Source organism: Aeromonas veronii (assembly GCA_041319085.1).
Lineage (GTDB): Bacteria > Pseudomonadota > Gammaproteobacteria > Enterobacterales > Aeromonadaceae > Aeromonas > Aeromonas veronii_F.
On the sequence record CP101033.1, the window covers coordinates 1,683,109 to 1,696,953 of the forward strand.

Sequence of the window (13,845 nt, forward strand, 5' to 3'; positions counted from 1 at the left end):
TTGCGGCCGTGACAAGGGGATCAGGCGTAGGCAATCGCGCCCTTGCCGACCCCTTCATAGGCGACAATCTTGACGAACTTGTCGCCCACCATCTTCTTCACTTCTCGGGCGATATAGCAGGCCAGCAGCTCGACCGTGGTGTCGGTGTCGATCATCTCCACCTCGGCGGTGGGGATGGCCAACTGGAACAGCCCTTGCGGCGCCACATATTTGAAGCCGCTGTGCTGCTCGCCAAGCTGGGCATTGGCGCGGGGGCTCAAGGCGAGCTCGGTCAGCGCCACCTTGTCCTCCTCGGTGCCGAGGTAGATATCGCCCCAGCGCTCGGCCCAGTTGAGCTCAAGCTCCTGGTCGCGCATCCCATCGACGTGGATCTCGATGGGAGAGCGGTGGCCGTGGGCGATGCGCTGGCAGTTGCCATCGTGCTTTTTCAGGCCGTGGCTGTAGTGGTAGAAGGCACCGGTGATCGCCTCCTGGCGCAGGGTCAGGGAGAGATCCTTGATATTGCCCGGCAGCCGTTTGGCCAGCACCGCCAGCAGGTAGCGAGTCACCGACTCTTTATCGACTTGCGGGGCAGGGATAAAGGCAAAACCCTGGGTCGGGCAGCGCAGGTGGATGGAGCGCCCCGGGCGCAGCAGATCCACCGTGCTCTCGCCACCGTCCAGTGTCTCGACGTGGATCAGCGGGCACTCGGTCGGCACCAGCAGCTTGTGGTCCACCTCTTCATCGATGATCGACTTGATCAGCTTCTTTACCCGGCCAAAGTCCAGCAGCATGCTCATTTCGTTGAGCTCACCGCTCATTTCGATATCTACCAGCCAGCTCTCGCCGACCATGCCGCGGCGTTCGCACAGGTAGCTGGAGTCGATCACGGTCAAATCTCTTACAAATAGCTTCATCAGTCAGGCCTTGCTACAGAGAAAGGGCAGTTTTGCGCTATTATGACCCGCGATTATCGGCAAAGGAACTGGAACCCCCATGAACAAACTGCTTATCAAAAATGCCACCCTGGTCAACGAAGGCCGCATCTATGCCTCCGACGTGTTGATCGAGGGGGAACGGATTACCCGCATCGCCCCGGATATCGAGGCGCCCGATGCGCAGGTGTTAGATGCTGCAGGTCGTCACCTGATCCCCGGAATGATCGATGATCAGGTCCACTTCCGGGAGCCGGGATTGACCCACAAGGGAACCATCGCCAGCGAATCCCGCGCCGCCGTCGCCGGTGGCACCACCAGTTTCATGGAAATGCCCAACGTCAATCCCCAGACCACCACCCTCGAAGCCCTCGAAGCCAAATACCAGATCGCCGCCAACTCCTCCGTCGCCAACTACAGCTTCTATCTCGGCGCCACCAACGACAACCTGGAAGAGATCAAACGTCTCGATCCCAAGCAGTCCTGCGGGGTCAAGGTGTTTATGGGCTCTTCGACCGGCAACATGCTGGTGGACAATCAGGAGACCCTGGCGGCCATCTTCCGCGAGAGTCCGGTGATGATCGTGACCCACTGCGAAGACACCCCGACCATCGCCAAGGCGGAAGAGGCGGCGCGGGCCAAGTGGGGCGAGAATGTGCCGATGGGCGAGCACGGCCGTATCCGCAGTGACGAGGCGTGCTACAAATCCTCCAGCATGGCGGTGGCGCTGGCGGAAAAATACGGCGCCAAGCTGCACGTGCTGCATCTGACCTCGGCCAAGGAGCTGTCGCTCTTTACCGCCAGCCATGACCTGAGCGAGCTGAAGGACAAGAACATCACCGCTGAGGTGTGCGTGCACCACTTGTTTTTCAACGAAGCCGATTACGACACGCTGGGCAGCCAGATCAAGTGCAACCCGGCGGTGAAGAGCGCGGCTGACCAGCACGCCCTGCTCGATGCGGTGCGCAACGATGTGCTCGACATCATCGCCACCGACCACGCCCCCCACACCTGGGAGGAGAAGCAGAATAGCTACTTCAAGGCGCCGTCCGGCGTGCCGCTGGTGCAGCACTCCCTGCAGGCGCTGCTGGAGCTCTACCACAACGGCGTGTTCACTCTGGAGACCATTGTCAAGAAGACCTCCCACGCGGTGGCCGAGCGTTTTCAGGTGGAGGATCGCGGTTACATCCGCGAGGGGTATTTCGCCGATCTGGTGCTGCTGGATCTGGGCAAGCCCTATGTGGTCAACGATGACAACATCCTCTACCACTGTGGCTGGTCGCCTTTCAACGGTTACCGTTTCCACAGCACGGTGGAGATGACGCTGGTGAACGGCCAGATTGCCTGGCAAAACGGGCAGGTGACTGACCAGATCCTGGGCAAGCGGCTGACCTTTAACCGCTGATTGTTCGCAAAGCAGGCGAACGCACCGTGACCGGGAAATTGGCGGCGTTTCCCTGTTGACAGGGCAGGGTCATCTCCATAAACTCTGCCCCCGTCAGCCGAGCTGACTCCGTCGGTGTGTAGCGCAGCCAGGTAGCGCATCTGCATGGGGTGTAGAGGGTCGGAGGTTCGAATCCTCTCACACCGACCAAATTCCCCGGGAAAGGCCTTGTCAAACGACAAGGCCTTTTCTTTTGCGCGCAATTCGGCGCCGGTGTGTGACCCGGACAGGCAGATCAGGCCGGAAGGGCGGGCAGAGGCAGCAGCGAACAGAGACGGCGAGAAGAAACGGAGAGCGGAGATGGCCACTGTGATTGTGCAGTCACCGGGGTTTGTGCTGTAGTAACAACGCTGTTGCCTATTTGCCTGTCGAGGCCCCTCGTGTCTGCATCCGTATCTAAACCCTGTTGTCTGCTGATGCTCACCCTGCTGCTGGTGGGTTGCGCCACTCCTTATGAAAGTGAAAAGTCATTCTGGAACGGCCAGACCGGTTTCTCCCAGACCCGGCTTGGCCCGGACACGTGGCAGCTGGAGTTTGTCGGCAACGATCTGGTGGACAGGGAGACCGCCCGCAAATATGTGCTCAAGCGGGCAGGGGAGTTGGCGCTGGCAGAGGGTTACTCTTGGCTCAAGGTCGATGAGCTGACCATTACCCGCGATGCCGTCAGGGTGACCCCATCACGGCCGATCTTCGGGTTTGACGAGGATGAGCCGGATCTCTTTATGGCCCAGATGCAGGTGCAGCACCGCATCTCGGCGCTGCTCACTTTTCGCCTGTTGCCACGGGCAATGGATGAGCGAACGCTGGATGCTAAATATCTCGCCGAAATTAAATAAACAGTGATTAATATCGGCGTTTTGCAAGATTCATATCTCATACACCTAATGGCAGGATAAAATTCTGGATAAAGCCTCTGGATTTACCCCCTGCTTTTAGGCATTCTCCCAGCATACCAGCTGCCAGGAATCAACGGCTCGGATCACAAAAACGGACTGTAGTGGCTCCCATGCCACCGTTTACGGCTTGCACCAATCAAAACCGGGACTCCCCCATGAAAATGAATAAACTGACGGTCGCCATCCTCATAGCGATGTTGTTTGGCATCCTCACCGGCCAGGCCTATCGGCTGTTTGCCGCCGATCAGGCTGCGGACTTTGCCAACAACATCACGATCCTGACCGATATCTTCCTGCGACTGATCAAGATGATCATCGCGCCATTGGTCTTTACCACCCTGGTGGTCGGTATTGCCAAAATGGGCGACACCCGTACCGTGGGTCGCATCGGCGCCAAAACCCTCGGCTGGTTCATGCTGGCCTCCCTGCTGTCACTGACCCTGGGTCTGGTGATGGTCCACCTGATGCAGCCCGGCATGGGGCTCTCGCTCTCGCTGCCCAATGACACAGCCAGCTCGGGCATTGCTGCCGGCGCCATTACCCTGAAAGATTTCGTGACTCACGCCATCCCCAAAAGCGTGGTCGAGGCGATGGCCACCAACGAGATCCTGCAGATCGTGGTGTTCTCCCTCTTCTTCGGTTTGGCTGCCGCTGCGCTCGGCGATCTGGCCAAGCCGGTGGTGGTGTTGATGGCCAGCGCTGCCGAGATCATGCTGAAAGTGACCGGTTACGTGATGAACTTTGCGCCATTCGCGGTGTTTGGTGCCATCGCCGCCATGGTCGCCAAAGAGGGGCTGGGTATTCTGGTTACCTACGGCAGCTTTATGGCCCAGTTCTACATCGCGCTGGCCTGCCTCTGGCTGCTGCTGATCGCCATGGGGAGCGTCTTCCTGCGTGGTCGCGTCATCAAACTGCTGGCGCTTATCCGCGAACCCATCCTGCTGGCCTTCTCTACCGCCAGCTCTGAAGCCGCCTATCCCAAGACCCTGGATCGTCTGGAGAAATTCGGGTGTGACAAGCGCATCGCCAGCTTCGTGCTGCCGATGGGTTACTCCTTCAACCTCGACGGCTCCATGATGTACTGCACCTTCGCGGTGATGTTCATCGCCCAGGCTTATGGCATCGAGCTCTCCATGGCCCAGCAGATCACCATGCTGCTGTTGCTGATGGTCACCTCCAAGGGGATGGCCGGGGTGCCGCGTGCCTCTCTGGTGGTGATTGCCGCCACCCTGAACCAGTTCCATATTCCGGAAGCGGGCATCCTGCTGTTGCTGGGGATCGACCACTTCCTCGATATGGGCCGTTCTGCCACCAACGTGCTGGGCAACGCCATCGCCGCCAGCGTGGTTGCCAAGACCGAAGACAGCCTGGGCGAAACCGTCGCGCTGGGTGAGAGTGAACCCGCCAAGGCGTAACAAAGGTTTAGGCTGACCGCAGGGTTGGCAGGTTGAACGAAAAATCCCCGTCATGACTATGACGGGGATTTTTATATGGCGAGTCTCAGAAGCCGGTGCCCGGTTGTTGCAAAAAATCCGTCTCTTCCAGCGTGCAGGTGCGACCCAGTAGGTCGTTGCGATGTGGGAAGCGGCCAAATTGCTCGATGATCACCTGATGACGACGGGCAAAGTCGGCAAAGCCCGCGAAGGTCTCGTTTGCATGAGAATGTGCCTGCTCGGCGGCAAGCTCCTCGAACAGGGCCACGCTTCTGGTTTGCTGCTCGCGGGACTCCGCGTGTTCCAGCGGCAGATAGAAGAAAACCCGCTCCAGCGGTGAGAGATGCCGATCCATGCCAAGGGATAGCCCCTTGAGGCACTGCTCGCGGGCAAGCGGATCCCGGGCAAAGGCGGTGGGTGTGCCGCGATGGATATTGCGGGGCAGCTGGTCAAGCAGCAGGATCAGCGCCAGCCTGCCATGAGGCAGATCGGCCCAGTCGGCCAGCTCCCCGTTGGCGGCCGACTCTGCCTGTGCGCCAAAGCGCCGGGCGAGCAGGGCATCCGTTTCGCTGCTTTTTCCCCACCAGAGGCTGTCTCTTGATCACAACTATTGGTGCTCAAGAGACTGCGCCAGTTCGTAGCCTTCCAGGAGGGTCTGGAGTCGAAATCAGCCCTCCCATAATGCCGCTATTGAAGCCCGCCCCGTTCGTTTAGTGTCCTTCCAGCCCCCCAGCTTGGCCAGGCTCCGGTACGCCCATCTCATATCCGGCACCTTGGTTGGCAACGGCGTTTTCTCTACCTTTCGCCAAAGCAGCTTCCACCCCGTCGGGCCTATCACCGTTTCGCAGCTTTGATTCTGTGCCGATGACTCCTCGTTGATAAACCTCAATTGCAACAGACGCACCGCGATAAACGACAAGATGACGCACATCCGCTTCAGGTTATCCATGCTCTGCATCCTTAAGGTTTCTACCCGAGTGCCGGCACTCTTCCAGACCTTGTGATAATCCTCGATAAGCCAGCGCCGCTCGTAATAGCCGATAACCTTGCGGGCCTGTGCATCGTCGGTCACGGCTTCACTAGTCAGCAGGTGCCACTCCAGCCGGTCAGAGGCATCGCCCTGCTCAATGCATCCCACGTAGTAGAGCGGGATATCCGGCTCGTTACGCTTGTTGGCCGGAGCCTTTAGGGTGACTTTGGTAAACTTGATGTCGAGCACGGCCTCTCTGGCTTTTCTGCCGCCCCGCTGCGGTATTTTGACGACCTTGGTGCCGGCAGAGTGGCACTGCCGGGCATAGTCGTAGAGCTTGTGGTCATGCTCTTCGATACAGCGACTTTGCATCGAGCGCACCACAAAGCGTTGTTGGTTGCTCTGCTTGTAATGCAGATATTCGTAGATATCCGCTTCCCGGTCACAGACCGAGATAACGTTGGCCATCTGAGTGCCGAGACGGGCGGCAAAGGCCACGGATGCCTCCTCCCACTTGCGACTCTCTTTCTCCTTGTAAGGCCGGGTGGCATGCCGGTGGCTCTCTCCCCGCTTGCTGACATCACGGGTCCAGATACGCTGTGCAATCATGCCGACCACCTGCGATTTATGCGGAGCAAACAACAAGACGGAGTGAGCCAGCAGAGCGCGACTACTGCCTTGATTGGTGTGCCCCAGCTCATCATGGACGCTGGCATGGTTGAAGGTCAGGGCCGTGGTATCTTCCAGTGCCAGCAACAGGTCGTAGTCCCTGGCTAGGGCTGCGGTGGTGGCAAAGCCTGCATCAGCAATGGCATCGGCATTGACATGGTGGTTGCGAATAAAGCGATATGAGCCTTCCATGTCGGCGGGTGAGAGGGGAAGTTGTGACACGCAATCTCCGGGTTGTTGAGCAAGGGCGGTGGCGAGTTTGACGAGACGTTCAGTGCGTCTGGGGTCCTTGAGATTGGCATGGCCAAACTGGTCGAATGCCCATTGTTCGAGTTGGGTGAGATGCATATTAGAGCCGTGATAAGGGATGGCAAAAGAGTCAGATCACGGAGAAGGGAAAAGGTTCAAAAAAATCCCCAAGCGATGCTTGGGGATTTGTGTATAAGAGACAGACCAGAGGGGGGCTTGCCGTGTGGCACGCAGGGCGTCGTCGGCCGGGTCGCCAAACCAGAAATCGAGCAGAGGCTGCCTGGGTTGCATGGGGACTCCTTGCTGGTGTGTTGAGGAGGGCCAATAACAAATGGCTCCGGGGTGCTGCCGAAACGGTAGCTTCTCGTTACACTGTGCCATCTTTTGCCCGAAAGAAGTCACCCCAGATGGCGAGCGACTGTTGCCTGGCTCGGCCGATGATGGCCTGCGATCGCCATGAGGTGGCCCTGCTGACCTTGGTGGTTATCAGACCGCACACCTCTCTCCCGGGGTTGTTCTCACTGATATAAGGAATCTCTAATATGGCCGGAACCAGTTTGTTGGCCCTGCTCGATGATATCGCCAGCGTGCTCGATGACGTGGCGCTGATGACCAAGGTCGTGGTGGACAAGCGCGAGACATTTTCGGGAAGACGTTTCTCACTGATATAAGGAATCTCTGATATGGCCGGAACCAGTTTGTTGGCCCTGCTCGATGATATCGCCAGCGTGCTCGATGACGTGGCGCTGATGACCAAGATGGCGGCGAAGAAGACCACCGGGGTGCTGGGGGACGATCTCGCCCTCAACGCGGAGCAGGTCTCCGGGGTGCGCGCCGAGCGGGAGCTGCCGGTGGTGTGGGCGGTGGCCAAGGGCTCATTTCGCAACAAGCTTATTCTGGTGCCTGCCGCCATCGCAATCAGTGCGCTGGTGCCCTGGCTTATCACCCCGCTCTTGATGTTGGGTGGCGCCTACCTTTGCTTTGAGGGGGCCGAGAAGCTGGTGCACAAGTTCCTGCCCCATGGGGCGAGCGAGGGGGAGGTACAGGCCGCCCCCATTCCCGAGGATTTGGTCGCGTTTGAGCAGCAGAAGGTGAAAGGGGCGATCCGCACTGACTTCATTCTCTCCACCGAGATCATCGTCATCGCCCTTGGCACGGTACAGGGGGCGAGCATCGCCCTGCAGCTCTCGGTGGTGGCGGGCATCGCCGTGCTGATGACCATCGGGGTATACGGGCTGGTGGGGCTGATCGTCAAGCTTGATGACATCGGTCTGCACCTGCTGCAAAAGCCCGATGGCAGCGCCCTGCGCCGCGCAGTAGGGCAGGGGCTGCTGGTGACGGCGCCCCGTCTTATGCACCTGCTGGCACTGGTCGGCACCATCGCCATGTTTATGGTGGGCGGTGGCATTTTGGTGCACGGCTGGCCTTTTGCCCATCACCTGATTGAAGGCGCAGCCGCAGTTGTCGCCACCCTGCCTGCGGTCGGTGCAGCCCTTGCGGTGGTGACACCGACCCTGCTTAACGCCGTGGTCGGGGTGGTGGCGGGTCTGCTGCTGGTTGCGGTGATGACGCAGGTGAATCGCCTTGCCCCGGCCAAAGGATAAGTGAGCTCGCGGGCCATGCTCTCTCTTTTTTCCTCTTTTCATTTTTCTGCCTTCGGGCTTTTTTTGCCTGAGGGAGACCGAGCTTCGGGCTTGCTGCCCGCAGGCCTGTTGCTCCTCCCGGTGAAGGACTTTGCGAGAAGCTATGTATCAACAACAGTGGAATAACGACCATATCTACCCGGGCCTCGACAGCCCCGAGCTGGAAGCGGACATGCGCGCCGCCCGCCACGCGCTGGAAGAGCTGGCCAGCTATATGGCAGGTCTGGACGGGGTGCGCGGTGATGACGCCGCGTTGCAGGATTTTTTGCGGGAGGTGCGGCTGCGCGCCCGAGATATTCGCCATATCGGCTGGAACGTCGCCATTCTGGCGGCGTGTCGCGGCAGCCAGGATGCGCGGGATCCGCAGGCCAAACAGCTGGCGTCCCGTGCCCGTGCCCTCAACGCCGATCTGTTCAAGACCCTGGCGCCGGTGGACGATCTGATGCTGGCGTTGCCGGAAGAGAAGTTCGCCGCGCTGATGGCGGATCCGCTGCTCGGTGAGGAGGCATACCGCCTGCGCCATGAGCGTCGCTTGCAGGATCAGCGCCTGCCGGTGGAGGCGGAGCAACTGGTGATCGGTCTGGGCACCGATGGCCTGCACGCCTGGGGCAACCTCTACAACGATCTGGTGGGCAAGATCCGCTTGACCATTGATGGCCGCGAGATGGGGTTGGCCGAGGCGAGCAATCTGCTCTCCAGCCCGGTGCGGGCATTGCGCCTTGAGGCGTTTGATGCCATCAGCGCCGGTTGGCAAGGGGAGCAGGAGACGGTTGCCGCCATCCTCAACGCCCTCAACGGCTGGCGGCTGGAGCTGGCCCGCCAGCGCGGTAAAACCCGTGTGCTCGATGCGCTGGATCTCTCCTGTCACCAGAGCCACATCGAGCGTGCCACCCTCGATGCCCTGATGAGCGAAACCTGGCGGGCCCGTGGGCTGGGCCAGCGGGCCTTGGGGCTGATGGCTGCGCGGCTCGGACTAGGCGAGCTGGGGCCGGAGGATCTCTTTGCGCCGCCGCCAGCCTCCAGCAGCCGCGATATTCCTTTTGCCGAGGCGATCGAGTTGATTGCCGATGCCTTTAGCCGTTTCGATACCGAGATGGGGGCGTTTGTCCGTATGATGGCCGAGAAGGGGTGGATTGATGCGGCGCCCACGCCAAATCGCCGCACCGGTGCCTACTGCACCAAGTTTGCCGCGCCGGTCGAGCCGCGGGTCTTTGTCACCTATGCCGGCACAATGGATAACGTCATCACCCTGGCCCATGAGCTGGGTCACGCCTGGCACAACTGGGTGATCCGCGATCTGCCGATGAGTCAGCGCAGCTACCCCATGACGTTGGCGGAGACCGCCTCCATCTTCGCCGAAACCCTGGTGCGCAGCGCCCTGTTTGAACAGGCGCAAAGCCCGGAAGATCAGCTGGCCATCGCCTGGGCAGAGGCCGACGGCGCTGCCACCTTCCTGGTCAATATCCCGGCCCGCTTCGATTTCGAACAGGCGCTGGTGGCCGAGCGGGCGCAGGGGTATGTACCCGCAGAGCGACTCAAGGCGTTGACCAACGAGGCGTGGGGACGCTGGTATGAGGGGAGCCTGACCCGCTACCACCCCATGTTCTGGGCGGCCAAGGCGCACTTCTCCATCGCGGGGCTGGGCTTTTACAACTACCCCTATCTGTTCGGTTATCTGTTCAGCCTCGGGGTCTATCAGCAGTTGATGGGCCGCAAGGCGGCGGGGGAAGCGGGAGTGGCCGAGGCATATCGTGCCTTGCTGCGCGATACCGGCCGGATGAGCGCCGAAGACCTGGTGGCCAAACATCTGGGGCAAGATATCCGTGAGGCCGCCTTCTGGCAGGAGAGTCTGGCACAGGTGGCGCAGGCGGTTGAACGCTTCGAGCAGTTACCTGTCTGATGTTGGCTAGGCTCCTGCCTGCATGTGCTGGCGGGAGCGGGCCAGAGGGGGCAATCAGGGGTGGGGCGTGATCCAAAGCAAGAAAGTTGGATGTTTTGGTGGCGCGCGGGGCCGCCGCTGGGGTAGTTTCGATAAAATCGACACAGATCCTGAGGTCTTATCCATGATCATCTATCTGCATGGCTTCGATGCCACCAGCCCGGGCAATCACGAGAAAGTGCTGCAGTTGCAATTTATTGATGATGATGTGCGTTTCGTGCACTACAGCACGGTTCACCCCCGTCATGATATGAGCCACCTGCTCAAGGAAGTGAAGAAGCAGCTCGACATGAGCACCGATCCCAAACCGCTGATCTGCGGCGTGGGGCTAGGTGGTTACTGGAGCGAGCGGATCGGCTTTCTGTGCGGCATTCGCCAGGTGATCTTCAACCCCAACCTCCATCCAGAAGAGAACATGCAGGGCAAGATCGACCGGCCGGAGGAGTATGACGATATCGGTACCAAGTGTGTAACTGAATTTCGTAATAAAAACTCAGGAAACTGCCTGTGCATCCTTTCCGTTCAGGATGAAGTGCGCGATAATCGCGACACTGAACGTGAATTGAAGAACTATTACGACATCGTGTGGGATGAGCGCGAGACCCATAAATTCAAAAATATCTCGCACCATCTGCAGCGGATGAAGGCCTTTAAAGAAGCCTGATCCATCACGTCGACCGATTTCGTTTTAGGGAGCCAATGGCTCCCTTTCGTTTTGAGGAACCAAGGAAAATCATCATGATGAATATTGTCGTTGTAGGCGGCGGCGCCGGTGGCCTGGAGCTGGCCACCAGTCTGGGTCGCAAGCTTGGCAAAAAGAACAAGGCCAAGATCACCCTGGTTGACCGTAACCGCACCCACCTGTGGAAACCCCTGCTGCACGAAGTGGCCACCGGCTCCATGGATGCGGGCATCGATGCCCTGAGCTACCAGTCCCATGCCAAGAACCACGGTTTCGACTTCCAGCTCGGCACCCTGACCGACATCCAGCGCGATGAGAAGCGCATCGTGCTGGCCCCGATCCACGACGACAATGGCGACATCGTGGTCAACGAGCGCGCCGTGCCTTACGACATCCTAGTGATGGCCATCGGTTCTGTCTCCAACGACTTCAACACCAAGGGGATCAAGGATCACTGCATTTTCCTCGATAGCCCCTCCCAGGCGCACCGCTTCCACAACAGCATGATGAACCGCTTCCTGCAGTTCGCCACCGAATATAAGCCGGGCGACAAGGTGAAGATTGCCATCGTTGGCGGCGGCGCCACCGGTGTAGAGCTCTCTGCCGAGCTCTACAACGCGGTCGAGCAGCTCTACGCCTACGGTTTCAAGAACCTCACCACCGACAGCCTGAAGGTGACCCTGGTGGAAGCGGGCCCGCGCATCCTGCCGGCCCTGCCGGAGCGCATCAGCGGTGCCGCCCATCAGGAGCTGGTCAAGCTGGGTGTGGATGTGCGTACCGCCACCATGATCACCGAAGCGACCAGCGATGGTCTGCACACCAAGGATGGCGAGCTGATTGAAGCGGACCTCATGGTGTGGGCGGCCGGTATCAAGGCGCCGGACTTCATGAAGGATATCGCCGGTCTTGAGACCAACCGCATCAACCAGCTGGTGGTGAAAGAGACACTGCAGACCACCCGTGACGAGAACATTTTCGTTATCGGTGACTGCGCCGCCTGCCCGCAGCCGGATGGCAAGTTTGTGCCGCCGCGCGCCCAATCTGCCCACCAGATGGCCAGCCAGGCGTTCAAGAACATTCTGGCCAAGATGAACGGTGGCGAGATGAAGCCCTACCTCTACCACGACCACGGTTCGCTGGTGTCGCTCAGCCGCTTCTCCACCGTGGGCAGCCTGATGGGCAACCTGATGCGCGGCTCCATGATGGTTGAAGGCTACATCGCCCGTCTGGTCTATATCTCGCTCTACCGGATGCACCAGATTGCATTGCACGGCTATATCAAGACCGGCCTCATCATGCTGGTGGGCCGCATCAACCGGGTACTGCGCCCGACCCTGAAGCTGCACTAAGCCAGTAACTGGCACAATTCGGAAGATCAAAAGGAGAGGCGATGGCCTCTCCTTTTTTATGGGCGAAAATCAGGGAAGAGAGAGTTACTGGCCCAGATAGGTGCGGTCGAAGAAGGTATTGACCCAGTGGGGGCGGTAGATGGCCAGCACCGTCATCGCCATGCCGTTGAGCAGGGCTTCGGGAAAGAGCAGCAGTGGCCAGATGGAGAGGTAATCCGCCGTGATGGTGTGCCAGGGGTAGCTGTCGCTCAGCCCCATCAGCAATGCGCTGGCCACCACCTTGACCGAGATGGCGAGGGCGCCACCGAGAAAGGCTGCAACGAAGATATAGACAAAGAGGTGGCGCGGCAGCCAGGCCCAGCTAGCCAGAAACAGCAGCCAGCTGGTGGCCACCGGCAGGGCGATGCCAATCAGCGCCTGCCAGCCAAAATCGGCCAGATTGGTGACGCCGAAGTAACCGAGCACCAGCAGGGTCAGACAGGGGGCGAGCAGCGCCAGCCGCCAGCCCAGCAGCAGGGTGAGGGAGGTGAGCCCGAGAAAATGGACCTCCAGCCCCTCATGCAGACCGGCCCGCAACGTCCAGATCGGCACCAGTGCGATGGCACTGCCCAGCAGCAGGTGCTGATAGAGGGGGTTGTCATGGAGGGTTTGCCACAGGGAGCTGCGCAGGCTAAAGGCCAGCAGTATCAGCCAGATCAGGAGGGCGGCGAGTTGTCCTTCACTCATCTTGTCGTCCATTCATGCAGTAGCGGTGAGTCCCGACCGCCCCATAGCAGAGCAGGCTGACGAATCAGCCTGCTTTTATACCATCAATATTTGACGTTGTTGTGGTACTTGCCGAGGATGCCCTTGACCCGTTCCATGGTCTCCTTGCTGGGGGGCTTGATCCCGCTCAGCTCGTACGGGTCGCCCAGCACGTCCCACTTGTGTTTGCCAAGTTCGTGGTAGGGGAGCAGTTCCACCTTCTCCACGCTCTCGCCCAGCGCGGCGATAAACTGACCCAGCCCTTCGGCGCTCTCATCGTCGTCGCTCCAGGTCGGCACCACCACGTAGCGGATCCACATGGTCTTGCCTTTGGCCGCCAGATAGCGGGCAAACTCCAGGGTGTACCTGTTGCTGACGTGGGTCAGCGGAATGTGTTTTTCGTCATTGATCTGCTTGATGTCGAGCAGCACCAGATCGGTCTGGTCGAGCAGCTTGTCCACCTGTTCGTCTAGATGACGGACGAAGCCGTTGGTATCGAGACAGGTGTGGATCCCTTTCTCTTTGCAGGCGGTAAACAGTTCGGTAATGAAAGCCGGTTGCAGCATGGCTTCACCGCCGGACGCTGTCACGCCACCGCCGGAGGCATTCATGAAGTGGCGATAGCTGGTGATGTCACTCATCAACTCCGGTACGGTCACTTCACGGCCACCCTCGGTATCCCAGGTATCGCGGTTGTGACAGTACTTGCAGCGCATCAGGCAGCCTTGCATGAATACGATAAAGCGTATCCCCGGACCATCGACAGTGCCGCAGGTTTCGACGGAATGGATCCGGCCAATGGTGCCGTGAGATCCTGCTGGCTGGCTGATTTCAACGACAGGGATCCGATTAATGACAGACATAAACAACTCCAACGATTCGAGCAGGCCGTTATTTTATGACATAAACCCCT

10 protein-coding genes, 1 tRNA gene and 3 pseudogenes are annotated in these 13,845 nt (G+C 59.6%); 8 read left to right on the forward strand and 6 right to left on the reverse strand.

Annotation, left to right across the window (positions count from 1 at the left end; all coding sequences use genetic code 11):
- Window positions 1-20 precede the first annotated feature (20 nt).
- A complete protein-coding gene (locus NMD14_08105; GenBank protein XEI34338.1) occupies window positions 21-896 on the reverse strand; it encodes a 6-carboxytetrahydropterin synthase in 876 nt (291 codons plus the stop codon).
- A gap of 79 nt (window positions 897-975) precedes the next feature.
- On the opposite strand from NMD14_08105, the gene NMD14_08110 reads away from it, so the two are divergent.
- The 4 genes from NMD14_08110 to NMD14_08125 all read left to right on the forward strand — a co-directional run bounded on the left by NMD14_08110 (window position 976) and on the right by NMD14_08125 (window position 4,669).
- Window positions 976-2,319, forward strand: coding sequence for a dihydroorotase (locus tag NMD14_08110; GenBank protein XEI34339.1), 1,344 nt, complete (start codon window positions 976-978; stop codon window positions 2,317-2,319).
- A 112-nt stretch (window positions 2,320-2,431) separates the two neighbouring features.
- A tRNA-Pro gene (locus NMD14_08115) sits at window positions 2,432-2,508 on the forward strand.
- 266 nt (window positions 2,509-2,774) lie between these two features.
- A complete protein-coding gene (locus NMD14_08120) occupies window positions 2,775-3,194 on the forward strand; it encodes a hypothetical protein (protein XEI34731.1) in 420 nt (139 codons plus the stop codon).
- Between the two features lie 215 nt (window positions 3,195-3,409).
- On the forward strand, window positions 3,410-4,669 hold the full coding sequence (locus NMD14_08125) for a dicarboxylate/amino acid:cation symporter (protein XEI34340.1): 1,260 nt from the start codon (window positions 3,410-3,412) through the stop codon (window positions 4,667-4,669).
- Between the two features lie 85 nt (window positions 4,670-4,754).
- Here the strand turns inward: NMD14_08125 and NMD14_08130 are convergent.
- From NMD14_08130 to NMD14_08140, 3 pseudogenes are all read right to left on the reverse strand, one after another.
- A pseudogene (locus NMD14_08130) lies at window positions 4,755-5,276 on the reverse strand (DUF924 domain-containing protein).
- A gap of 81 nt (window positions 5,277-5,357) precedes the next feature.
- A pseudogene (locus NMD14_08135) lies at window positions 5,358-6,674 on the reverse strand (IS4 family transposase).
- A gap of 105 nt (window positions 6,675-6,779) precedes the next feature.
- Window positions 6,780-6,866 (reverse strand): annotated as a pseudogene (locus NMD14_08140) (DUF924 domain-containing protein).
- Between the two features lie 392 nt (window positions 6,867-7,258).
- On the opposite strand from NMD14_08140, the gene NMD14_08145 reads away from it, so the two are divergent.
- The 4 genes from NMD14_08145 to NMD14_08160 all read left to right on the forward strand — a co-directional run bounded on the left by NMD14_08145 (window position 7,259) and on the right by NMD14_08160 (window position 12,188).
- The gene (locus NMD14_08145) at window positions 7,259-8,179 is read left to right on the forward strand and encodes a DUF808 domain-containing protein (protein XEI34341.1); all 921 of its coding nucleotides are present in this window, start codon (window positions 7,259-7,261) and stop codon (window positions 8,177-8,179) included.
- 142 nt (window positions 8,180-8,321) lie between these two features.
- Entirely contained in the window at window positions 8,322-10,118 is a 1,797-nt protein-coding gene (locus NMD14_08150; GenBank protein XEI34342.1) for a M3 family oligoendopeptidase, read from the forward strand.
- Between the two features lie 163 nt (window positions 10,119-10,281).
- Window positions 10,282-10,821 (forward strand): alpha/beta hydrolase YcfP, encoded by a 540-nt coding sequence (gene ycfP, locus NMD14_08155; protein ID XEI34732.1) that lies wholly within the window; start codon window positions 10,282-10,284, stop codon window positions 10,819-10,821.
- Window positions 10,822-10,895: 74 nt separating this feature from the next.
- Entirely contained in the window at window positions 10,896-12,188 is a 1,293-nt protein-coding gene (locus tag NMD14_08160; GenBank protein XEI34343.1) for an NAD(P)/FAD-dependent oxidoreductase, read from the forward strand.
- An 84-nt stretch (window positions 12,189-12,272) separates the two neighbouring features.
- On the opposite strand, the gene NMD14_08165 is transcribed toward NMD14_08160, so the two are convergent.
- On the reverse strand, window positions 12,273-12,914 hold the full coding sequence (locus tag NMD14_08165; protein ID XEI34344.1) for an energy-coupling factor ABC transporter permease: 642 nt from the start codon (window positions 12,912-12,914) through the stop codon (window positions 12,273-12,275).
- 83 nt (window positions 12,915-12,997) lie between these two features.
- Window positions 12,998-13,795, reverse strand: coding sequence for a pyruvate formate lyase 1-activating protein (gene pflA / locus NMD14_08170; GenBank protein XEI34345.1), 798 nt, complete (start codon window positions 13,793-13,795; stop codon window positions 12,998-13,000).
- Window positions 13,796-13,845 lie beyond the last annotated feature (50 nt).